Origin of the sequence: Microbacterium sp. NPDC089189 (assembly GCF_040685095.1) — a bacterium.
Classification (GTDB): Bacteria; Actinomycetota; Actinomycetes; order Actinomycetales; family Microbacteriaceae; genus Microbacterium.
Window position 1 is genome coordinate 101,241 of the sequence record NZ_JBFBHG010000002.1, and the last position, 21,861, is coordinate 123,101.

18 protein-coding genes are annotated in these 21,861 nt (G+C 71.1%); 11 read left to right on the forward strand and 7 right to left on the reverse strand.

The annotated features are described in order from the left end of the window. Positions 1 to 14: 14 nt before the first annotated feature. Together AB0N73_RS01700 and AB0N73_RS01705 are read right to left on the reverse strand one after the other, a co-directional pair. Positions 15 to 914, reverse strand: coding sequence for a hypothetical protein (locus AB0N73_RS01700; protein WP_363559695.1), 900 nt, complete (start codon positions 912 to 914; stop codon positions 15 to 17). A 29-nt stretch (positions 915 to 943) separates the two neighbouring features. Beyond that, complete coding sequence (locus tag AB0N73_RS01705) at positions 944 to 1,282, reverse strand: DUF2834 domain-containing protein (RefSeq protein ID WP_363559697.1); 339 nt, start codon at positions 1,280 to 1,282, stop codon at positions 944 to 946. A 62-nt stretch (positions 1,283 to 1,344) separates the two neighbouring features. Between AB0N73_RS01705 and AB0N73_RS01710 the strand changes: the two genes are divergently transcribed. Beyond that, positions 1,345 to 2,733, forward strand: coding sequence for a DUF222 domain-containing protein (locus AB0N73_RS01710; RefSeq protein WP_363559699.1), 1,389 nt, complete (start codon positions 1,345 to 1,347; stop codon positions 2,731 to 2,733). Between the two features lie 61 nt (positions 2,734 to 2,794). After that, a complete protein-coding gene (locus AB0N73_RS01715; protein ID WP_363559701.1) occupies positions 2,795 to 3,298 on the forward strand; it encodes a GNAT family N-acetyltransferase in 504 nt (167 codons plus the stop codon). A 22-nt stretch (positions 3,299 to 3,320) separates the two neighbouring features. On the opposite strand, the gene AB0N73_RS01720 is transcribed toward AB0N73_RS01715, so the two are convergent. Continuing rightward, a complete protein-coding gene (locus AB0N73_RS01720; protein ID WP_363559703.1) occupies positions 3,321 to 3,812 on the reverse strand; it encodes an FBP domain-containing protein in 492 nt (163 codons plus the stop codon). An 82-nt stretch (positions 3,813 to 3,894) separates the two neighbouring features. Here AB0N73_RS01720 and AB0N73_RS01725 point away from each other — a divergent pair, with 82 nt between their 5' ends. The 9 genes from AB0N73_RS01725 (at position 3,895) to uvrB (ending at position 15,542) form a co-directional block, all read left to right on the forward strand. Continuing rightward, on the forward strand, positions 3,895 to 4,290 hold the full coding sequence (locus AB0N73_RS01725) for a DUF3054 domain-containing protein (protein ID WP_363559705.1): 396 nt from the start codon (positions 3,895 to 3,897) through the stop codon (positions 4,288 to 4,290). A 111-nt stretch (positions 4,291 to 4,401) separates the two neighbouring features. Then, the gene (gene deoC / locus AB0N73_RS01730; RefSeq protein ID WP_363559707.1) at positions 4,402 to 5,064 is read left to right on the forward strand and encodes a deoxyribose-phosphate aldolase; all 663 of its coding nucleotides are present in this window, start codon (positions 4,402 to 4,404) and stop codon (positions 5,062 to 5,064) included. Positions 5,065 to 5,276: 212 nt separating this feature from the next. After that, positions 5,277 to 6,737, forward strand: a complete 1,461-nt coding sequence (gene rpsA, locus AB0N73_RS01735; RefSeq protein ID WP_363559709.1) for a 30S ribosomal protein S1 — start codon at positions 5,277 to 5,279, stop codon at positions 6,735 to 6,737. 133 nt (positions 6,738 to 6,870) lie between these two features. Beyond that, positions 6,871 to 8,643, forward strand: a complete 1,773-nt coding sequence (locus tag AB0N73_RS01740; RefSeq protein WP_363559711.1) for a HAMP domain-containing sensor histidine kinase — start codon at positions 6,871 to 6,873, stop codon at positions 8,641 to 8,643. Further along, a complete protein-coding gene (locus AB0N73_RS01745; protein WP_363559713.1) occupies positions 8,640 to 9,845 on the forward strand; it encodes a hypothetical protein in 1,206 nt (401 codons plus the stop codon). Before AB0N73_RS01740 ends, AB0N73_RS01745 begins: the two co-directional genes overlap by 4 nt. A 17-nt stretch (positions 9,846 to 9,862) precedes the next feature. Further along, positions 9,863 to 11,611, forward strand: coding sequence for an ATP-binding protein (locus AB0N73_RS01750; RefSeq protein ID WP_363559715.1), 1,749 nt, complete (start codon positions 9,863 to 9,865; stop codon positions 11,609 to 11,611). After that, on the forward strand, positions 11,608 to 12,795 hold the full coding sequence (locus tag AB0N73_RS01755) for a diguanylate cyclase (RefSeq protein WP_363559717.1): 1,188 nt from the start codon (positions 11,608 to 11,610) through the stop codon (positions 12,793 to 12,795). Before AB0N73_RS01750 ends, AB0N73_RS01755 begins: the two co-directional genes overlap by 4 nt. Positions 12,796 to 12,828: 33 nt before the next feature. Next, a complete protein-coding gene (coaE, locus tag AB0N73_RS01760; protein ID WP_363559719.1) occupies positions 12,829 to 13,425 on the forward strand; it encodes a dephospho-CoA kinase in 597 nt (198 codons plus the stop codon). A gap of 47 nt (positions 13,426 to 13,472) precedes the next feature. Beyond that, positions 13,473 to 15,542 carry an excinuclease ABC subunit UvrB gene (gene uvrB, locus AB0N73_RS01765; RefSeq protein ID WP_363559721.1) on the forward strand — a complete coding sequence of 690 codons (2,070 nt, stop codon included), beginning with the start codon at positions 13,473 to 13,475 and terminating at the stop codon, positions 15,540 to 15,542. Between the two features lie 15 nt (positions 15,543 to 15,557). Here uvrB and AB0N73_RS01770 read toward each other — a convergent pair whose 3' ends face one another. Genes AB0N73_RS01770 through nirD form a run of 4 tightly spaced genes read right to left on the reverse strand, consistent with a single transcriptional unit; the run spans position 15,558 to position 21,746 of the window. Next, entirely contained in the window at positions 15,558 to 17,159 is a 1,602-nt protein-coding gene (locus tag AB0N73_RS01770; RefSeq protein ID WP_363559723.1) for an FAD-dependent oxidoreductase, read from the reverse strand. Next, positions 17,156 to 19,246 (reverse strand): molybdopterin oxidoreductase family protein, encoded by a 2,091-nt coding sequence (locus AB0N73_RS01775; RefSeq protein ID WP_363559725.1) that lies wholly within the window; start codon positions 19,244 to 19,246, stop codon positions 17,156 to 17,158. Before AB0N73_RS01775 ends, AB0N73_RS01770 begins: the two co-directional genes overlap by 4 nt. After that, positions 19,243 to 20,658, reverse strand: coding sequence for an MFS transporter (locus AB0N73_RS01780; protein WP_363559727.1), 1,416 nt, complete (start codon positions 20,656 to 20,658; stop codon positions 19,243 to 19,245). The genes AB0N73_RS01775 and AB0N73_RS01780 overlap by 4 nt, the downstream gene beginning before the upstream one ends. 17 nt (positions 20,659 to 20,675) lie before the next feature. Further along, entirely contained in the window at positions 20,676 to 21,746 is a 1,071-nt protein-coding gene (gene nirD / locus AB0N73_RS01785; RefSeq protein ID WP_363559729.1) for a nitrite reductase small subunit NirD, read from the reverse strand. Positions 21,747 to 21,861: the final 115 nt, after the last annotated feature.

Sequence of the window (21,861 nt, forward strand, 5' to 3'; positions counted from 1 at the left end):
GATGGCGGGCGATGTCACCGGGGTGCGGTCGCGGCCAGGATCGCGTCCACGACCGGCGCCAGCGCGTGCGGGGCGACGTGGAGGTTCAGCGCGGGCTCGACCAGCTCGATCTCGAGGAGGACGATGCCGAAGGCGGCGGAGTCGACGATGTCGATGCGCGCATAGAGCGGTCGCTCGTGTCCGGCGCGCGCCACCGCGGTCAGGGCGCGGTGGGCGAACGCCTGTTCCTCGGCCGACATGGCCACCGCCACCGGGTTCTCCACATACGTTCCCCCGAGCAGCCCGCCGCCGACATCCAGCAGCGCGCCCTTCTCGATCGCGTGCGTCAGGACGCCGTCGATCGCGTACAGCGCCTTCTCCGCACCCCGGCTGAGCTCCTCGATCTCCGGCTGCACCATCACGACGCCGCCGCGCGCAAGGATCCGATCCGCCAGCTGCCGGGCGGCGGGGTCGGTCGCGTCGAACAGGCCCGTGTCGCGCGCGCCGGCCGACACCGTCGGTTTGACCACGACGCGCCCCGGCTCGTGTGCGGCGATCGCGCGGGCGGCCGCATCCGGGGTCTCGCAGAACACGGTCGGCACGACCGGGACGCCGTCGGCCTCGAGCTGTGCGAGGTAGCGCTTGTCGAGGTTCCAGCGCATGAGGGCCGGGGAGTTCACCACCCGCGTCGCCCGTTCGGCGCGATCGAGCCACGCGGCGAACTCGGCGAAGCGCTCCGGGTAGTCCCACGGCGAGCGGATCACGAGCAGGTCGAGCTCACCGAGGTCGTTGTCCGCGTGCCACACCACGGCACGGGCGTCGACGCCGCGCTCCGCGAGTGCGGGCAGGAGAAGGGGCGTGTCGCGGTCGGGGTCGTCACCCGCGTACAGATCGGTCACGACGATGCCGATGCGCGGCGGAAGAGAGGAGGTCACGACATCCGAGCGTAGGGCGCCCGCGCCGATCAGCCGTCCGCGCGTCGCGCCGCGAGTCGGCGTTCGCGCATCGCGAGGAACAGCGGGAAGGTGAACGCGAAGGCCGTCACCGCCGAGAGGACGATGTAGAGCCACGCCCGCCTCATGCCCAGCCGCCGCGCTTCGACGACGATGAACACGACGCCGGCCGCCGCGACGACCAGCAGGTCCACGCCGATCGACGAGACCGCCGGGCCGCTGCCGACGATGTCTGCGAGGTAGTTGCGGGCCGCGACCACGCTCCACACGTTCAAGACGAAGGTCGCCACGAGGCCGACGAGTGCCAGCACGGCGTAACCGATGGCCAAGGGCCTCCAGTGACCTCTCATCCCGTGAGGCTAGCCCGTGATGGCGGCGGTCGGATGTCGGTGGCCCTCCCTACGCTGGAAGCATGTTCATCGACGACGAGATCGACCCGCGTGGCGCGGCTGATCCCGATCGCGTGGACGCGGCGTCGCCGGGGGAGGAGCCGTTCGCGACCCTGCCCGTCGAGCCGTGGGATGCCGTCGATCATGTGATCGAGGTCGCCGCCATGGAGGCCGTCTTCGCCGCGCAGCGGTTGGTCGCCGTCTCGCAGATGCACCGGGATGCGGTCACTCGGGCGCATCGCGACGGGCTTGTCGATCGGGGAGTGATCGAACGCTCGATCCGCCTCGAGCTCGCGTGCGCCCTCCGCATCACCGAGTCCTCCGCGGGCAGCCTGCTCGCCCGGGCCGAGGCGCTCACCCGCCGATACCCGGCCGTGCTCGAGGCGCTCGGAAGGGCGCGCATCACCGAGCGCCACGCCGACATCCTCGTCGACGTCGTCGACACCGCCGAAGCGTGGCTCCGCGACGAGCTCGCGGCATGCGCGCTCGCACTGGCGGAGACGATGCCCATCGGCACGTTCCGGCGCGCGGTGCGGGCCCTCGTCGACGCGGCCCGGGCGCAGACGCTGGTGGAGCGCCAGACCGAAGCGGTCGCACGCCGACGGACGGTGCTCGAGCCGGGCGATGACGGCATGGCCTGGTATCTGATCCATCTGCCCGCGGTCGAAGCCCGCGCCATCCATAACCGGGTCACCGCTCTCGCGTGGGTGCTGGTCGAGGCGGACGCCCGCGTCGCCGCGAACGACGACACCGCGAACGACGACGCGGCGACGGTGCGCACGCTCGATCAGGCGCGCGCCGACGTCGTCGCCGACCTGTTGATCGACGGCGTCGTCGGCGCACATCCGGACGCGACGCACGGCATCCGCGCCACCGTGGCGGTCACGGTGCCCGTGCTCTCGCTCCTCGATTCCGATGCCGCCGATGCCGCCCCCGCGACGGTCGAGGGTGTCGGACCGATCACCCACGAGCGTGCCCGTGAGCTCTGCGGCGGAGCAACCGGCTGGATGCGTGTGCTCACCCACCCCGAGACCGGTGTGGTCCTCTCCGTGGGGCGGGAGCTGTACCGCCCCCCACCCGAACTCCGCCGTCTCGTGCGGTGGCGAGCCGGACGATGCATGGCTCCGGGATGCGGGATGCCGGCCGACCGATGCGAGATCGATCACACGATCGCCTACTCCCGTGGTGGTCCGACCTCGAGCGACAACCTCGCCCCGCTCTGCGTCGGGCATCACACCGTGAAGCACCACGGTGGGTGGACGCTGCGCCAGCGCGGCGACCGCAGCGGCGCCGTGGAGTGGACCTCGCCCGCGGGCAGGCGCTACCTGGTCGAACCCGAACGACGGATGCCGGTGTTCCGCCCGGCGACCGCGGTGCAGCCGCCCGGTGCCCCCGTGCTCGCGCCGTTCTGAGCGTCACGATCCCGAGCGTCACGATCCCGAGACTCGCCGGCCCGGCCGCTATCGTCGGACCATGACATCCGATGATGCTGCGGCTGACGCCGTCCTCCGCCCGGCGCGTCCCGGAGACGAGGCGGGAATCCTCGCGTGCATCACCGCCCTCGCCGTCTACGAGCGTGAGCCGGACGCCGTCGAGAACACCGAGGACGCCCTCACGGCGACCCTGTTCGGAGAGGATCCGAAGGCGTTCGCGCACGTCGTCGAACGCGACGGACGCATCGTGGGCATCGCGCTCTGGTTCCTCACCTACTCGACGTGGACGGGTCGCCACGGCATCTGGCTGGAAGATCTGTATGTCGACGACGCGGAACGCGGCCGCGGGTACGGCAAGGCGCTCATCGTCGCCCTCGCCGACATCTGCGTGCAGCGCGGCTATTCCCGCCTGGAATGGACCGTGCTCGACTGGAACACGCCCGCGGTGGAGTTCTACCGGTCGCTGCGCGCAGAGCCGATGAGCGAGTGGACCACGCAGCGGCTGAGCGGTGCCGACCTGCGGGCGTTGGCCAACGCACGCTGACCGCGATCACCCACCGACCGGATCAGGCGCCGTCTCGAATGCCCCGGACGAACTGCGCCACGTTGTCGCGCAGCGCATCTATCCGTCGCTGCCGCGCCGCTTCGCGATCGAACCCCAGGTAGGCCGACGGCGGGAGCCGGCGCACGTTCCGCGAGCACTCGAACTCCGCGCAGAGCAATGTGCCCACCGTGTCGCCGCGGCGGCCGGCGTCGCCCGCCCGCTTCGCGCTGAACATCACCACGTCGTTCGGGAGCTCCACGTCGTTGCACCACGCGCACTGCGGCCGCCGGAGCGGGCGCGCCTCGGTCTCCCGCAGGAGCACACCGACCGGATCGCCGTCGATCTCGCCCACGACGTACCCCACCTGCGGCTGCTTCGCATCGCGCCAGCCGAGGTAGTCCCGCCGCTCCCAGTCGATCTCGTCGAAGGCCGGAGGCAGCACGACCGCCTTCCGTTCGCGAAGCGAGACGTTCGTGAACGCGGCGCGAACGGCCGACTCGGACAGCGGGATCATGGTGTCGTTCTCCTCTCGAGATGCCGCCGGCGTGGCGCGCATCGAACACTCGACGCTACGCCGCATCCGTAGGCTGGGACGCATGACCCGGCGTCGACGTCCCGTTCCGATCATCGTGGCGTTCGTCGTCGACGCACTGCTGGTCGTCGGTTTCGCGGCGACGGGCCGAGCCAGCCACGATTCGGATGTGCTCGCGGGGCTCTGGACGACGGCGTGGCCGTTCCTGGCCGCGCTCGTGGCCGGGTGGCTGGTCAGCCGCGCTTGGCGCGCTCCGGCGGCACCGTGGCGCACCGGGATCCCGGTGTGGGCGGTGACCTTCGCCGGCGGGATGCTGCTGCGCGCCCTCGTCGGACAGGGGACGGCCTTCGCGTTCATCCTGGTCGCCGGCGGCACTCTGGCGTTCGTCCTCATCGGCTGGCGGGCGCTCGTCGCACTCGTCCGGTACGCGGTGGCGCGGCGGCAGGCGGTCGGTTCCTGAGCACCGACGCATCGGCCGAGATGCCGCGTCGGTGTGCGGATGAGCGCGCGAGGTGTGATCCTGGAGAGGGCATCGGTCGTCCCTGAACCGCGCCCCCCGTTAGGAGACACCATGACCGAGAACCTCGCCCGCTACGTCGACCACACGCTGCTGAAGCCGGAGGCGACGACCGCCGACGTCGCGGCGACGATCGCCGAAGCCGCGGCGCTCGGTGCGTACAGCGTGTGCCTCTCTCCGTCGGTGCTTCCCGTCGACCTGCCGGCCGGCCTCAAGCTCGCCGCCGTGGTGGGGTTCCCGAGCGGCAAGCACCACTCGCAGATCAAGGCTGCCGAGGCAGCGCTCGCGGTGTCGGAGGGGGTGGACGAGATCGACATGGTCATCGACGTGGGCGCTGCGATCGAAGGACGCTACGACGCCGTCGAGGCAGACATCCGTGCGGTTCGCGAGGCCGCGCCCGCCCCGACCGTTCTGAAGGTGATCATCGAGTCGGCCGCCCTGAGCGACGACGCCATCGTCGCCGTCAGCCGTGCCGCGGAGGCCGCCGGTGCCGACTTCGTGAAGACGTCGACGGGTTTCCACCCGGCGGGGGGCGCTTCCGTCCATGCCGTGCGCCTGATGAAGCAGACCGTCGGGGACCGTCTCGAGGTCAAGGCGTCCGGCGGCATCCGCACACGACAGGACGCCGAGGCGATGATCGCCGCCGGTGCCACGCGGCTGGGGCTCTCGAGCACCCGCACGATCGTCGAGGACGGCGAGGCCGCCGCGGGCTACTGAGCCCCCGCGAGCGTCGCGTGACGGCGCGTGACGGACCCCTCGGGGAGCGCTTCCGAGCAGGCAGCGGTTCTGTTAGCCTTGAGTGTCACTCGACTGGCGCGCCTTCCGGCGTGCGCGAGTGACACCGTTCCACAACAATCCGCTTCGCTTCGGCTATCGCCCCTGTGCTCTGCCGCGGCCTGAGACCCAACCCAACAAGGACAACCCACTACATGACTACCGCAACGACCGCCCCGGCCACCAAGCAGGTCGCGATCAACGACATCGGATCTGCCGAGGACTTCCTGGCCGCGGTCGAGAAGACGCTCAAGTTCTTCAACGACGGAGACCTCATCGAAGGCACCGTCGTGAAGATCGACCGCGACGAGGTCCTCCTCGACGTCGGATACAAGACCGAGGGCGTCATCCCCTCGCGTGAGCTCTCGATCAAGCACGACGTCGACCCCAACGAGGTCGTCAACGTCGGCGACCACGTCGAGGCCCTCGTTCTCCAGAAGGAGGACAAGGAAGGCCGCCTCATCCTGTCCAAGAAGCGTGCACAGTACGAGCGCGCCTGGGGCGATGTGGAGAAGATCAAGGAGAACGACGGCGTCGTCACCGGTTCTGTCATCGAAGTGGTCAAGGGTGGCCTCATCGTCGACATCGGCCTGCGTGGCTTCCTCCCGGCGTCGCTCATCGAGCTGCGTCGTGTCCGCGACCTGACGCCGTACCTCGGCCAGGAGATCGAGGCGAAGATCCTCGAGCTCGACAAGAACCGCAACAACGTGGTGCTGTCGCGTCGGGCGCTGCTCGAGCAGACCCAGTCGGAGTCGCGCTCGAACTTCCTCAACAACCTGCACAAGGGCCAGGTCCGCAAGGGCACGGTCTCGTCGATCGTCAACTTCGGTGCGTTCGTCGACCTGGGCGGCGTGGACGGCCTCGTGCACGTCTCCGAGCTCTCGTGGAAGCACATCGAGCACGCCTCCGAGGTCGTCGAGGTCGGCCAGGAGGTCACCGTCGAGATCCTCGAGGTCGACCTCGACCGCGAGCGCGTCTCGCTCTCGCTCAAGGCGACGCAGGAGGACCCGTGGCAGGTCTTCGCCCGGACCCACGCCATCGGCCAGGTCACCCCGGGTAAGGTCACCAAGCTCGTTCCGTTCGGTGCGTTCGTCCGCGTCGCAGACGGCATCGAGGGCCTCGTGCACATCTCGGAGCTCTCCGGCAAGCACGTCGAGCTCGCCGAGCAGGTCGTGTCGGTCGGCGAAGAGGTCTTCGTCAAGGTCATCGACATCGACCTCGAGCGTCGCCGCATCTCGCTGTCGCTCAAGCAGGCCAACGAGTCGGTCGACCCCTTCGGCACCGAGTTCGACCCGGCCCTCTACGGCATGGTCACCGAGTACGACGAGAACGGGGAGTACAAGTACCCCGAGGGCTTCGACCCGGAGACCAACGCCTGGAAGGACGGCTTCGACGCTCAGCGCGAGGCTTGGGAGCAGGAGTACGCCGCTGCCCAGGGTCGCTGGGAGGCGCACAAGGCTGCCGTCATCAAGGCTCAGGAGGCGGAAGCCGCCAACCCGAGCACGGTCGACTCCAGCACCGGTTCCTCGTCGTTCTCGAGCGACTCGTCGGGCGGCGGAACCCTCGCCGACGACGCCGCGCTCGCGGCGCTGCGCGAGAAGCTGTCGGGCCGCTGATCAGCTGATCACACCACGCGAAAGGGTCGGGACCTCCGGGTTCCGGCCCTTTCGCCGTTTCCGCTGTCCCCTCTTCGGGGGACCTCCGGGTGTGCGTGCCACGCCGTCCGTCTAGGCGCGGTAGCGTCGCGGTATGGGCACCGACGACATCGCTGACTATCCGGTCGCGGATCAGGTCGTCGACTCACGGCGCATCCGCCGATTCCTGGGCAGCCTTCCGCGCTACTTCGCGCTCCCGCCGTTCCTCGACAGCGGACGCACCCGCACGACCGCCTTCCTGCAGCTGACGCTCTGCGCCGTCGTGCTCGTCTTCGTCGCTCTGGCGGTGCCGTACGGGTTCCCCGACGACCTGGGCATGTTCTGGCTCGGCGCCATCGTCGTGCTGGGCGGCGGCGGTGCCGCGCTCCTCGTGCCGTGGTCGCGCATCTCCGCCTGGTGGGTGTCCCTCGTCCCGATCATCGACATCGTGGGCGTCGCGCTCATCACGCTGTCGGAGCCGGCGTCGGGCTTCGGCGCCCTGTTCTTCCTGCCGGTGATCTGGCTGTCGGTCTTCTACGGTCTGGGCGGCTACCTGCTGGGAGCCATCTCCGTCCCGATCGTGCTGATCGCGAGCTCCGTGATCGATCCGCGTCAGGAGGTCGGGCTCCAGACGGTCACCCTGCCGATCATGATCATCGTCGTCGGCTCGATCGGCGCCACGCTGGCGCGGCAGATGACCGCCCAGCGTCTGCTCTTCACCCGCCAGACCCGCACGATGGCGCGGACCCTCCGCCGGGCGCAGAAGCAGGAGGAGCTCCTGGCGGAAGTGCTCGACACGATCGACTTCGGCGTCATCCGTCTGGCCGCGGACGGGTCGACGACGCTCGCCAACGAGGCCCACGCGCGGCTGCAACGCGCCGCCCGCACCGCGGACGTCGGCGGGTCCGGGCGCGGTGCCGCTTTCGGTGCGGACGGCGTGACGGCACTCGAGCGTGCCGACATCCCCTTCGCCCGCGCGGCGCGCGGGGAGGTCTTCGACAACCAGATCGTCTGGTTCGGCGGCGCAGGAACGCGCCGCCGCGCGCTCAGCGTGACGGCGCGCCGCACCCGCGCCGTCGACGGCTCCGACAGCGGTGCCGTGATCGTCTCGCGCGACGTGACCGCCGAGCTGACGGCGCTCCGGGCTCGCGACTCGCTGGTCTCGTCGGTGTCGCACGAGCTGCGCACGCCTCTGACGTCGATCATCGGGTACCTCGAGCTCGCGGTCGACGACACCTCGGTGCCCGACGGCGCGCGCAAGTACCTCGAGGTGGCGGAGCGCAACGCGGCTCGCCTGCTCGAGATCGTCTCCGACATCCTGACCGCCTCGAGCCGTTCCGAGATGTCGGCCGACCTGACGATCTCGCAGCAGCAGGTCGACATCGCCGACGTCGTGCGGGCCAGCGGCGAGGCCTGGAGCGCGTCGGCGGGCGAGCGGGCGATCGCGCTGGACCTGTCGGGCATCCGTGCCGCGCCGGCCTACGCCGACCCGTTGCGGATGCGTCAGGTCATCGACAACCTCATCAGCAACGCCGTGAAGTACAACCGCGACGGCGGGCGCGTGAGCCTGACCACCGCCTCCGACGGCGTCACGACGACGATCACGGTCAGTGACACGGGCGTGGGGCTGACCGAGGACGATCTGTCCCGGGTGTTCGAACGCTTCTTCCGCGTCGGCGACGGCGCGACCGGGACGGGGCTGGGCCTGGCCATCAGCCGCGATCTGGTGCGCGCCCACGGCGGTGACATCTCGGTCACGAGCACGGTGGGGGTGGGTTCGAACTTCCACGTCCTGCTGCCGGCCACCGCCGACAGTCTCGACGACCCCGAAGACACCGACACGCGCGGCGCGACGGACTCGCCGCTGCGGGAGGGGGGTGCGCGATGATCCTCGACGGACCCACCGCGGCGATCGCGGCCGCGATCGTCATGATCGTCACGAGCCTGGCCTATATCGGCACGTCCACGTCCAGCAGGTACCGCGCGGGCGCCCCCATCTGGGGGGTGGGGTTCGTCCTCCAGATCGTGGCGGTGCTCAGCTACGTCGTCGCCGCGTTCGTGGAGACCTCGTTGTGGGGATCGACCTGGGCGTTCGCCCTCGCCAACACGGCCACGATCGGGTCGGTCGGGTGCATCCTGCTGGGGTTCCGCGCCTACAACGCTCAGCCGGTGCCCGGACCGTCGCTCATGATCGTGGCCCTGTCGTTCCTCACGGGTGCGGCCACGGTGCTCGGCTCGCCCCTGTCGGACGGCAGCGGGGGATCGGTGCTGTCGTCGCTGGTGCTCGCGGGCATCGCCGCGGGCACCGTCATCCACGCGTTGGGAGGTCCCGCGCGGCGCCACGCGATGGGATGGGTCCTCGCGGGCGGAATGGCGGTCGCCGCGATCGTCTCGATGCTGCGCGCCGCCGTGATCCTCATCGACGGCATGGACAGCGACACCTACGACGCCTGGTTCGGTCAGGTCGGTGAGAACTTCTGGTATCTCAGCGTCGGGCTCGTCGTCTCGATCGCGCAGTTCGTCCTGCGCAGTGCGCTGGCGAACGAGCGGGTCGCGCGGAAGTACTACGACCTCCCGGACGTCCTCCCCGTGAGCATCTTCCTCGACGCGCTACGCGGCGTTCTCCGACGGGCCGCCTCGCGCACCGACCTGGTCGTCGTGATCGCGGTCCTCGTCGATGACGTGGGGGCGATCACCGCCTCCTTCGGTCAGGAGGTCGCCGATGCGACGACGCGCGTGCTGCGGTCGGCGACCCGGGAGTTCGCCTCCCCGATCGCCCTCGTGGGCGACAGCGAGGATCGCACGATCATGCTCGTCGCGACGAGCGCGACGAGCCCCGCGGACGCGCGACGTCAGGCCGGCCTGCTGTACCGGGGTGTCATCGAACGCTTCGTGGAGTCGAAGGGCATCGTGGTGCCCGGTGTCGGTGTGGGGGTCGCCACGAGCCAGACCCTCGGGTACAGGGCGGAGATCCTGGTGGAAGGCGCGACGATCGCGGCGCTCTCCGCCTCCGAGAGCGATGAGACCTCTGTCGTCTTCGCGGCCGTGACGTCGCTGCCGCACGACCCGTTCCCCGCCGATCGCCCCTGACCGATACCCTCCGAATCATGCACAGCCACCCCGCACCGACCGCTCCCGGTCCTGGACGGGTGAGCGGCTTCCTCCACGAGACCTTCATCGGCACGCCCGGATCGCGTCAGAGCGCGGGGCGCGGTCGGACGGCGGTGCTGAACCAGCTGATGCTGTGCGTCATCACCCTGGTCGTCGCGACGATCTCGCTGTTCATCGGCGACACCGGCAACATCCCCGCGTTCCTGGCCGGCGCGATGATCGTCTTCGCCGGGGGCGTCGCGACGTTCGTCGTGCCCTGGGCGGCGATCGCGCGCGGCTGGATCCTCGTCGTCCCCCTGGTGGATGTGGCGGCCATCGCCCTCATGCGCCTCGCCGAGCCGATGGGCGGGCTCGGGCTGCTCTGGGCGTTCCCCGCGATCTGGCTGGCCGCCCTCGGGACGGTGGGATACATCGTGCAGTGCGTCGTCATCCCGGGCACGTACTGGTGGCTCGTCGCGGTGGGGCCGGCACAGACGGTCACCTATGCCAGCGTGCTCCTGCCCGCGGTGATCCTCGCGATCGCCACCACGATGTACGTCTCGACGCGCCGCTACCAGGCCCAGCAGTCGCTGCTCGACACCCAGGCCACGGTCCTCTCGGGCGCGCTGCAGCGCGCGCAGCGTCAGGAGGAGCTGGTGCACGAGGTGCTCGACGCGGTGGACTTCGGCGTGCTGCGCGTCTCACCCGAGGGCACCGTCGCCGTCGTGAACGAGGCGCTCGGACGCTTCCAGAACTCGATCCCGGGTTTCGGATCGCGCGATCAGGAGCTGGAGAACGCGTACCGGTTCGACGGCTCCACGCCGTTGCCCCGCGCCGAGCGCCCCCTGATCCGCGCGCTGCACGGCGAGGTGTTCGACAATCAGATCGTGTGGTTCGGGCACCCCGACGAGCGGCGGCACGCGCTGAGCTTCACGGTGCGGCGGATGCGGGACGCGCAGGGCGCGGATGCGGGTGCCGTGCTGATCGCCCGCGACGTCACCGCGGAGATGACGGCGCTGCGGGCCCGCGACCGGCTGGTGTCGTCCGTCTCGCACGAGCTCCGCACGCCCCTCACCTCCGTGCTCGGCTACATCGACCTGGCGCTGGACAGCCTGGACAGACCCGAGCACGCGCGGTCGTCGCTCGAGGTGGCCTCCCGCAACGGCGAGCGCCTGCTCGAGATCGTCGCCGACATCCTCGCGGCCTCCAGCGCCTCCCGCATGTCGATCGACATGACCGTCTCGCCCGAGGACGTGGATGTGGCCGAGGCGCTCGGCGCGGCCGCCGAGGCGTGGCGTGCACGGGCGGCGATGAACGCGCTGACGATCGACACCGCCGGGATCGAGCCGGCGCACGCCTTCGCCGACCCGCTGCGGCTCCGGCAGGTGCTCGACAACCTCATCAGCAACGCGGTGAAGTACAACCGCGACGGCGGCGAGATCGCACTCGGCTGCACCTCGGACGGTACGACGACGTGGGTGCTCGTGCGCGACACCGGATCGGGGATCGCCGAGGACGATCTGGACCGGCTCTTCGAGCGCTACTTCCGCGCCCACACCGACGTCGACGGCACCGGGCTCGGCTTGTCGATCAGCCGGGACATCGCCCGTGCCCTCGGCGGCGACATCACCGTGCGGTCGGCGCGGGGGGTGGGGTCCACGTTCATGCTCTCCCTGCCCGTCAACGCCGACGGCGGCGACATCCCCGCACCGGCCCTCGACGCGGCGGCCTCCGGTGCGGCGATCGAGCGGGAGGGCGACCGGTGAGCCTCGACCTGTTCACGGCCTCGTTGATGGCCGCGCTCGTGGCGAACGTCTGCGGCGCGATCTACATCATCGACACGCTCCTGCGCCGCGACGACGGGCCGGGCCGCGTCTGGGCGATCGCGTTCCTGTGCGGCATGGCCACCACGATCGCCTACATGATGTGGGCGGCCGGGACCGGGGGATTCGTCGCGATCTCGCTCGGGAACGCGCTGTTCGTCGCCACGACCGCGGTGATGTGGCTGGGGGCACGGCGCTTCAACGAACGCTCCCTGCGCGCCGCGGTCGTCGTAGCCGTCGTCGGCATCGTGATCGTGGCGGCGTCGGCCGCGCTCGAGGGCCCTGACGGCGGTGACTGGGCGGGCTGGCTGGCCATGGCGCTCTCGGTAACGGTCTTCTCGGTCCTCGCGGGCATCGAGTGCTTCCGCGCGCCCCTGGTGCGCTTCGGCACGGCCGCGGTGCTCGGCGGAGTGTTCCTCGTGGTCGCGGTGGCCTACCTCGCGCGGAGCATCGTGTTCGTGGCCGCGGGGCCGGACAGCGATGTCTTCCTCACCTGGTTCGGGTCGGTCATGGCGAGCTACCTGACCGTCGTGCTGTCGATCGTCGCGGTGGTCGTGACCTCGATGCTGCGCGGCACGCAGTCGGACCTCCGTGCCTACGCGTGGATGAGCGCCGTCGGGATCACCTCCGACGGCCTCATGCTCTCGGGCACGTTCGAGAGCGCGCTGCGCGACGTGGTCGAGCGGGCGCAGTGGCGCGGCGAGCTGGTCGCCCTCATCTCGGTGCGCCTGGAGGACCTGCGCCAGATCCGCATCGCCTTCGGCGCGGATGTCGCCGGCGACGTCCTGCACGCCTTCCGCCAGGGTGTGCGGCGCTACGCCGCGTCCATCAGCGTGGTCGGGGAGGACGGCGACGTCGGGCTGCTGGTCGTCACCCGGTCATCGACGGCCGCCGATGCGCGGCGTCAGGCGGGCGGCATCTACCGCGGTCTTCTGGAGTCCCTCGGAGCGGTCACCCAGGCGGTCATCCCCGTCGTGGGCGTGGGCGTCGCTCTGACCGAGACGGTCGGCTACGACGCCGACGCCCTCCTCGCCAGCGCGCGCGCCGCGGGCGCGTCTGCCGCGAGCAGCGTCGAGACCTCCGTCGTGTTCGGCGGCACGGCCCCCATCCGCGACGCGCTGTCCTGACGGCGGCCGTGCGGGGCATGGCATGCTCGAGGTATGCCACTTCTCGCGCTCACCGGGGGCATCGCGTCCGGTAAGTCCACGATCGCCCGACGGCTGGCGGAGCACGGCGCGATCATCGTCGATGCCGACGCCCTCGTCCGAGAGGTGCAGGCGGCGGGGTCGCCGGTCCTGGCCGAGATCGGCGCCGCGTTCGGCGCGGCGATGATCACGGCGTCGGGCGAGCTCGATCGCGCGGCGCTGGGAGCGGTGGTCTTCGGCGACGACGCCGCGCGCGAACGGCTCAACGCCATCGTGCACCCCGCCGTGCGCCGGGCCTCGGCAGAGCGGTTCGCCGCTGCCTTCGCGGCCGATCCCGATGCCGTCGTCGTGTACGACGTGCCGCTGCTCGTCGAAACGCGCAGCAGCGACCCGTGGGACCTCGTCGTCGTCGCGGCGGCTCCCGCCGCCGTGCGCGAGGAGCGCCTCGTGACCAAACGCGGACTCACCCGTGACGCCGCTCGGGCGCGGATCGGCGCGCAGGCCTCGGATGACGCCCGTCTCGCGGTGGCGGACGTCGTCATCGACACAGCGGGAACACTCGCGCACACCGTCGCGCAGACGGATGCGCTCTGGGAGCGCGTCCGGGTCTGACCACCCGTCCGGCCCGCGGTGTCGGTGCCCCGCCGTACGCTGGATGAGTGCAGACCACGCGATCCGTCCGTCCTTTCGAGGTCGTCAGCGAGTACGTCCCCAGCGGGGACCAGCCGCAGGCGATCGCCGCCCTCGCCTCGCGCATCAATGCGGGTGAGACCGACGTCGTGCTGCTCGGCGCGACGGGCACGGGCAAGTCGGCGACGACGGCGTGGCTCGTCGAGCAGGTGCAGCGCCCCACGCTGGTGCTGGCGCACAACAAGACGCTCGCCGCGCAGCTGGCCAACGAGTTCCGGGAGCTCATGCCGCACAACGCCGTCGAGTACTTCGTGTCGTACTACGACTACTACCAGCCCGAGGCCTACGTGCCGCAGACCGATACGTTCATCGAGAAGGACTCCTCGATCAACGCCGAGGTCGAGCGTCTCCGTCACTCCACCACGAACTCGTTGCTCAGCCGGCGCGACGTCATCGTGGTCTCGACGGTCTCGTGCATCTACGGTCTCGGCGCCCCCGAGGAGTACCTCCGGGCGATGGTCGCCCTGCAGGTGGGCGAGCGCTACGACCGCGATGCCCTGATCCGTCAGTTCATCGCCATGCAGTACAACCGCAACGACGTCGACTTCTCGCGCGGCAACTTCCGTGTGCGCGGCGACACGATCGAGATCATCCCGGTGTACGAGGAGTACGCGATCCGCATCGAGCTCTTCGGCGACGAGATCGAGGCGCTGTACACCCTTCATCCGCTCACCGGCGAGATCATCCAGCGCATGGAGTCGGTGCCGATCTTCCCGGCCTCCCACTACGTGGTCGGCACCGACGTCGTGCAGCGTGCCATCGGCACGATCGAGCACGAGCTGGAAGAGCGGCTCGGCGAGTTCGAGAAGCAGGGCAAGCTGCTCGAGGCCCAGCGGCTGCGCATGCGCACCACCTTCGACCTCGAGATGATGCAGCAGCTGGGCTTCTGCTCGGGCATCGAGAACTACTCGCGCCACATGGACGGTCGTGCTCCGGGGGAGCCGCCGCACACGCTGCTCGACTTCTTCCCCGACGACTTCCTGCTCGTCATCGACGAGTCGCACGTGACCGTGCCGCAGATCGGGGCGATGTACGAGGGCGACGCATCGCGCAAGCGCACGCTGGTCGAGCACGGGTTCCGGCTGCCGTCGGCGATGGACAACCGTCCGCTCCGGTGGGACGAGTTCAAGAACCGCGTCGGCCAGACGGTGTATCTGTCGGCGACGCCGGGCCGGTACGAGATGGGCATCGCGGACGGGATCGTCGAGCAGATCATCCGCCCGACCGGGCTCGTCGACCCCGAGATCGTGGTCAAGCCCTCCAAGGGGCAGATCGACGATCTCCTGGAGGAGATCCGCATCCGCGTCGAGCGTGACGAGCGCGTGCTCGTGACCACGCTCACCAAGAAGATGTCCGAGGAGCTCACCGACTTCCTCGGCGAGCACGGCGTGCGGGTGCGTTACCTGCATTCGGATGTCGACACGCTCCGCCGTGTCGAGCTGCTGAGCGAGCTGCGCGCGGGCGTGTACGACGTGCTGGTCGGCATCAACCTGCTGCGTGAGGGACTCGACCTGCCCGAGGTGTCGCTCGTGTCGATCCTCGACGCGGACAAAGAGGGCTTCCTCCGCAGCGGAACCTCCCTCATCCAGACGATCGGTCGTGCGGCGCGCAACGTGTCCGGCCAGGTGCACATGTACGCCGACAAGATCACCGACTCGATGCGCACGGCCATCGACGAGACCGATCGCCGGCGCGAGAAGCAGGTGGCCTACAACCTCGAGCACGGCATCGACCCGCAGCCGCTGCGCAAGAAGATCGCCGACATCACCGACGCGCTGATGCGCGAGGGCGCCGACACGAAGGCCTTGCTGACCCGCGACAACGGCAAGGGCAAGGGCAAGTCCCCGACGCCGAATCTCCGCCGGGAGGGGCTGGCCGCGGAGGGCGCCACGCAGCTCGAGGCGATGATCGGCGATCTGTCCGATCAGATGCTGGCGGCCGCATCCGAGCTGAAGTTCGAGCTCGCCGGACGCTTGCGCGACGAGGTGCAGGACCTCAAGAAGGAGCTGCGGGCCATGGAGCGCGCCGGGCACGCCTGAGCGCGTGCCGCGGCGTCAGGTCGAGGCGCGGGCGAGCAGTTCCGCGACGCGACCTTTGCACCCGCCGCACCCGGTGCCGGCGCGGGTGGCGCTGCCGATGCACTCGACGGTGTCGGCGCCGGCGGCGACCGCGTCCGTGATCCGCGCCGCGGTGACGCCGTTGCACCAGCACACGGTCGACTCGGGCGCGAGGGCATCCGTGGCCACGGGCGCGCCGGCATGCTCGGCGTCGAGCCTCAGCAGGGCCGCGCGGTCTGCAGGCAGCTCGCTGCGCCGCTCGTAGAGCAGGGTCAGCTCGGCGCCGGCCCGCGGCATACCGACGCAGACGAAACCTTCGAGCACGCCGTCGCGCGTCACCATCTTCACGTAGCCGCCGCGCGCGGGATCGGCCCAGACGGTCACCTGCCGCGCGGCGCCGCACGAGGCGGCGTGCACGTCGTCGTCCCAGGGCTCGGCGTCGACGACACCGCCGGCCACGACGTCGATGCCCTCCGCTTTCAGCATGACCACGAGGGGGCGGTCCGGCGCGGGAGACTCCGCCGCATCCGCCGTGGAGAGCTCGTCGTCGGCGGCGCCGGCGATCCAGCGCGCGGACAGCGCATCGGCCTGCTGCCAGCCCGGACCGATGAGTCCGGACGGGCCTCCCGGCACCCTCCCCTCCGCGCCGACGGTGTCGGGAGCGGCGACGTGGGCGCAGTCGCCGATCGCGAACACGGCCGGATCGGTCCAGCTCTGCTGCCGGTGATCGACGAGGATGCCCGTCGACACGCGCAGGCCGCAGGCGACGGCGAGTTCGACGCGGGGGGAGACTCCCACCGACAGCAGCAACAGGTCGCCCGGGATCTGCTTGCCGTCCGCGCACACCAGAGCGTCGAAGCGCGGGTGACCGTCGAGCGGGTCGGTGCGCAGCAGCAGGCTCTCGGCGCGGGAGTGCGGGGCCATCTCGATGCCTGCCGCGCGCGCGGCCCGCGCGAGCATGCGCCCGCCGGCGGTGTCGAGGTTGCGCGCCATGGGCACATCGCCGTGATGCACGACGACGACCTCCGCGCCCTGTTCGCGCGCCGCGAGGGCGAGTTCGAGTCCGAGCACGCCGGCGCCGAGCACGACGATGCGTCCTCCCGCGGCGACGGTCGCCGCCACGCGGCGCGCATCGGCGAGGTCGCGGAGCGCGGAGACGCCGCGGGGCAGCGCGCTCGCGCCGAGATCGAGGGCATCCGCCGTCTGCGCGCGGACGTCCCGTTCCCGCCGGGCGCGCTCCATCCCCGCGATCGTGGGGATGTTGGCGCGTGATCCGGTCGCGAGCACCAGCCGGTCGTACGCGAGGCGCTCCCCGCCGGATGTCCGGACGACGCGTCGGTCGCGGTCGATCGCGACGGCGGCCTCGGCCAGCCGCAGATCCACTCCGGCGGCGCGCCATCCCTCGGCGTCCGCGATGTCGAGGCGGTCCCGTGCGGCGCGTCCGACGGCGTACTCGGCGATGAGGACGCGGTTGTAGGCGTCGTCCGCTTCGGCGCCGACCACCGTGACCTGCGCCTGGCCCGCGCGGACCGCGGGGAGCATCCCCTCGACGAACCGCGCACCGACCGGGCCGTACCCGACCACGACGACGCGGATCATCGGAGCACCTCGGCGCGTGCGACCACGACGCGGGTCCGTTTGAACTCGGGCATCGCCGATACGGGGTCCACCGCGGCCTCCGTCAGCAGATTGGCGCAGCCGTCGTCGGCGAAGTGGAACGGCAGGAAGACCGTGTCGTGGCGGATGCCGGTGGTCACCTCGGCGCGGGCGCGGACGATGCCGCGGTCGTTGCTGAGCTCGACGGTGTCGTCCATGGTGATGCCCAGGCGCGCGGCGGTGGCGGGGTGCAGCTGCACGGTGACCTCGGGGCGGGCCGTGAGGAGCTCCGGGACCCGTCGCGTCTGCGCACCGGACTGGTAGTGCTCCAGCAACCGCCCGGTGATGAGGGTGAGATGGCCGGCCGTGTCCGCGGACGCGGTGCGGGCGGCGGGCGCCACCGCGACCATGCGCGCGCGCCCGTCGGGGTGCGCGAACCGCTCGAGGAACAGGCGGGGGGTCCCGCTGCTGCCCTCGGGGTACGGCCAGTACGCGGCGGGGCCGTCGTCGAGCGCGGCGTGGCTGAGCCCGGAGTAGTCGGCGATGCCGCCGCGGGAGGCGCGGGCGAGTTCGTCGAAGACCTCTGCGGCATCCGTCGCCCAGACACCGGGCGCATCCAGGCGTGCAGCGAGCTCGCGCATGATCCACAGCTCGCTGCGGGCGAGCGGGGGCGCCTCCACCGCGCGGCGGCGACGCAGGATGCGTCCCTCCAGCGAGGTCATCGTCCCCTCCTCCTCCGCCCACTGCGTGACCGGGAGCACGAAGTCCGCCAGTTGCGCGGTCTCGGAGAGGAAGAAGTCGCACACCACCAGCAGGTCGAGAGCGCCGAGGCCGGCGCGGACCGCCGCGACGTCCGGCGCGGAGACGACCACGTTCGAACCGTGGACGAGGAGCGCCGCCACCTCGGTGCCGAGCATCGACAGCAGCTCGACCGCGGGGACGCCCGGGCCGGGGATCGAGGCGGGATCGACGCCCCACACGGCGGCGACGTGCGCGCGCGCGGCAGGGTCGGTGATCTTGCGGTAGCCGGGGAGCTGGTCGCACTTCTGACCGTGTTCCCGGCCGCCCTGGCCGTTGCCCTGGCCGGTGAGCGTGCCGTATCCGGATCCCCGCCGCCCGGGAAGGCCGAGGATCAGGCTGAGGTTGATGGCTGCGGTCGCCGTGTCGGTGCCGTCGACGTGCTGTTCGACACCGCGGCCGGTCAGGATGAACGTCCCGCCGCCCGCGGCGAGCCGCCTCGCGACGGTCCGGAGCTGAGCGGCCGGCACCCCCGTCGCCTCCTGGACGCGCTCCGGCCACCAGGCGTTCGCCACCCGCCGGACGGCATCGAACCCCTCGGTGCGCGCGGCCACGTAGTCGGCGTCGGCGAGCCCCTCCGCGAGGACGACATGGGTCAGCCCCAGCAGGACGACCAGATCCGTTCCGGGGGCGGGCTGCACGTGGATGCCGCCGTCGTCGTCGGTGAGCCGTGCCGTCTCGGAACGGCGCGGATCGACCACGATCAGTCCGCCGCGCTCCCGGGCACCGGCGAGGTGCCCGATGAAGGGGGGCATCGTCGCCGCGACGTTCGAGCCGAGCATCAGGATCGTGTGCGCCCCGTCGAGGTCCTCGACGGGGAAGGGGAGCCCGCGGTCGATGCCGAAGGCGCGGTTGCCGGCGGCGGCGGCGCTCGACATGCAGAACCGGCCGTTGTAGTCGATCCGGCTCGTGCCGAGAGCGATGCGGGCGAACTTCCCCAGCTGATAGGCCTTCTCGTTGGTGAGGCCACCGCCGCCGAACACGCCCACGGCGTCGGGGCCGCGGCTGGCGCGGAGATCCCGCAGCCGGTCCGCGATCTCGTCGAGTGCGTCCTCCCAGGTGACCGACTCGAAGCCGTCCGCGGTCCGCCGCAGCGGCTCGCGGACGCGGTCGTCGTGCGCCAGCAGTTCGGCGGAGGTCCACCCCTTCTTGCAGAGACCGCCGCGATTGGTGGGGAAGTCCCGTCCGGTGATCGTCGCACCGGCGGGCCCGGGGGTGACGGTCATCGCGCACTGGAGCGCGCAGTACGGGCAGTGGGTGGGGCGGCCGCCCCGGACCGCGGCCGGCGTCACAGGCGCGTTCCGCTGCGTCGCCCGCCCCGCACGTAGACCACGCCGGTGACCACGAGCATCAGCAGGTAGGCCACGACGAACCAGGAGAGCCCGGCCTCGTAGCCGCCGGTGGACGACTTCGACAGTCCGAGCGCCTGGGGGATGAGGAACCCGCCGTAGGCGCCGATGGCCGCGATGATGCCGAGTGCCGCCGAGGCTTTGCGCTGCGAGCCCATGTCGCCCGACGTGCGGTGCGCATCGGCGGCACCCGATCGCCAGGCGAACACCGTCGGGATCATCCGGTACGTGGACCCGTTGCCGATGCCGGCGACGATGAAGAGCGCGACGAAGAGGGCGAGGAAGCCCCAGAACGAGACGTGCGGGAGCACGAGGATGACGACGGTGGTGATGACGGCCATGACCGCGAACGCGCTCATCGTCATGACGGCGCCGCCGAATCGGTCGGCCAGGCGCCCGCCGAAGGGCCGGGCCAGCGACCCGCAGAGGGCGCCGAGGAAGGCCAGCGAGAGGGCGACGGAACCCAGGTGGATCTGCGAGTACTCCGGGAACTGGTCGGCGATCAGCTTGGGGAAGACGCCCGCGAAGCCGATGAAGGATCCGAACGTGCCGAGGTACAGCAGCGACAGCACCCACAGGTGCGGTTCGCGGAACGCGGCGACCGAGGCGGCGAAGTCGGCGCGAGCGTGGGAGAGGTTGTCCATGCGCAGCGCCGCGCCGACGATGGCGACGAGGATGAGCGGCACCCAGATCCAGCCGGCGAGGGGCAGCTGAAGGGTCACACCCGCGCCGATGGTGATGACGACGGGCACCACCAGCTGAGCGACGGCGGCGCCGAGGTTCCCACCCGCGGCGTTCAGGCCCAGCGCCCAGCCCTTCTCGCGCTGCGGGTAGAAGTAGGTGATGTTGGCCATCGACGAGGCGAAGTTCCCGCCGCCGAATCCGGCGAGCGCGGCGACGAACAGCATGACGCCGAACGGGGTGTCGGGATTGCCCACGCAGAGCGCGAGTCCGATCGAGGGGATCAGCAGCAGCGCGGCCGAGATGATCGTCCAGTTGCGCCCGCCGAGACGCGGCACCATGAACGTGTACGGGAACCGGAGCGTGGCACCCACGAGGCTCGGCATGGAGATCAACCAGAAGATCTGCGAGGTGTCGAAGGTGAATCCGGCCGCCGGGAGCGACACGACCACGATCGACCACAGCTGCCAGACGACGAAGCCGAGGAACTCGGCGAAGATCGACCAGCGCAGGTTGCGGGCGGCGATGGGACGGCCCACGGACTCCCACTGCGCGTCGTTCTCGGGATTCCAGCCCTCGATCCACCGGCCGGGGCGGACGCTGAGCGCGGGAGCTGCTGCGTCGCCGGGAGGCGACGGGGGTGAGGTGACGGGCTGCGCATCGAGAGCGGTCATGGCTTCTCCTGTCGAGGTCACGTGAGGGTGTCGAAACGTTCGCCGACGAGCGCGACGAGTTCCGGGGGAGGTGGGGCATCGGTGACGAGCAGCGGACGTGACACCACATCCGCGCCGGCCTGTTGGATGAGATCGGCGAAGTATCCGGGGGCGAGCAGGTAGGTGCTGACGGCGACGGGACCCGCTCCCGCCTCGCGGAGGGCGGTGACCGCGTCGCCGACGCGCGGGTGCGCGGCGGAGACGAACGCGACCGTCACATCGCGACCCAGCTCGGCCGCCAGCATCCCGCCCATGACGTGGCAGGCGGCGACGGCGCCGGCGTCGCTCGAGCCGGCGGCGGCGAGGACGATCCGTTCCTCGCCCGTACCGGGGACGGCGACGCCCGCTTCGCGGAGGCGCCGCGCCAGGACCTGCGCGAGACGGCGATCCGGGCCGAGGGCGCCGGTCACCCGCACCGGGATGTGCGCGTCGCGGGCGGCGTCGGCCAGGTCCACGTGCACGTGGTACCCCTCGGACAGCAGCAGGGGGACGACGGTGGCCGTCGCCCGGTCGTCCTGCATCCCCAGGACGTCGGGCACCGACGGCTCCTGCACGTCGACGAAGCTGTCGCGCACGTCGATCTCGGGGCGTGCCAGACGCACCGCCTCGACCAGCGCCGCCACGGCCCGGCGTCCCGCGAGATCCGACGTGCCGTGGGAGGCGGCGACCAGGACGCGGGTCGAGCGCACGGCGACGACGCCGTCGGTGACGCGCACCTGCCAGGTCGCCAGGCGCGGGCCGTCGGGGCGGGTGAGGCAGGCGCCGGTCTCGAGGTCGTAGACGTCCTTGTGGAGCGGCGAGGCGATCGTGGGCGTCGCGCCGCGGGATCCCACGATCCCGCGCGACATGACGAAGGCGCCGGTGTGCGGATCCGCGTTGTCGACGGCGAACAGCCGGTCGTCGGGGAGCCGGAAGAGTGCGACCTGCGAGGCGCCGACCAGTGCCGCCTCGCCCCACAGCGGCTCGAGGTCTGCGAGCGCGCACACCGGGTGCCACACGCTCCGCCGCTCGCCGGGTGACACCGTCGCGGTCTGCTCGATGATGGTCATGCTCGAACGCTAGGAGGGCCGTGTTTCCTCGGAAGGCGCGGGGCCGTGACGGCGCCGTAACGTCTGTCTCACACGGGCCCGATGCTGCCGTGAGGTGGGCGTCACACGACGTTAC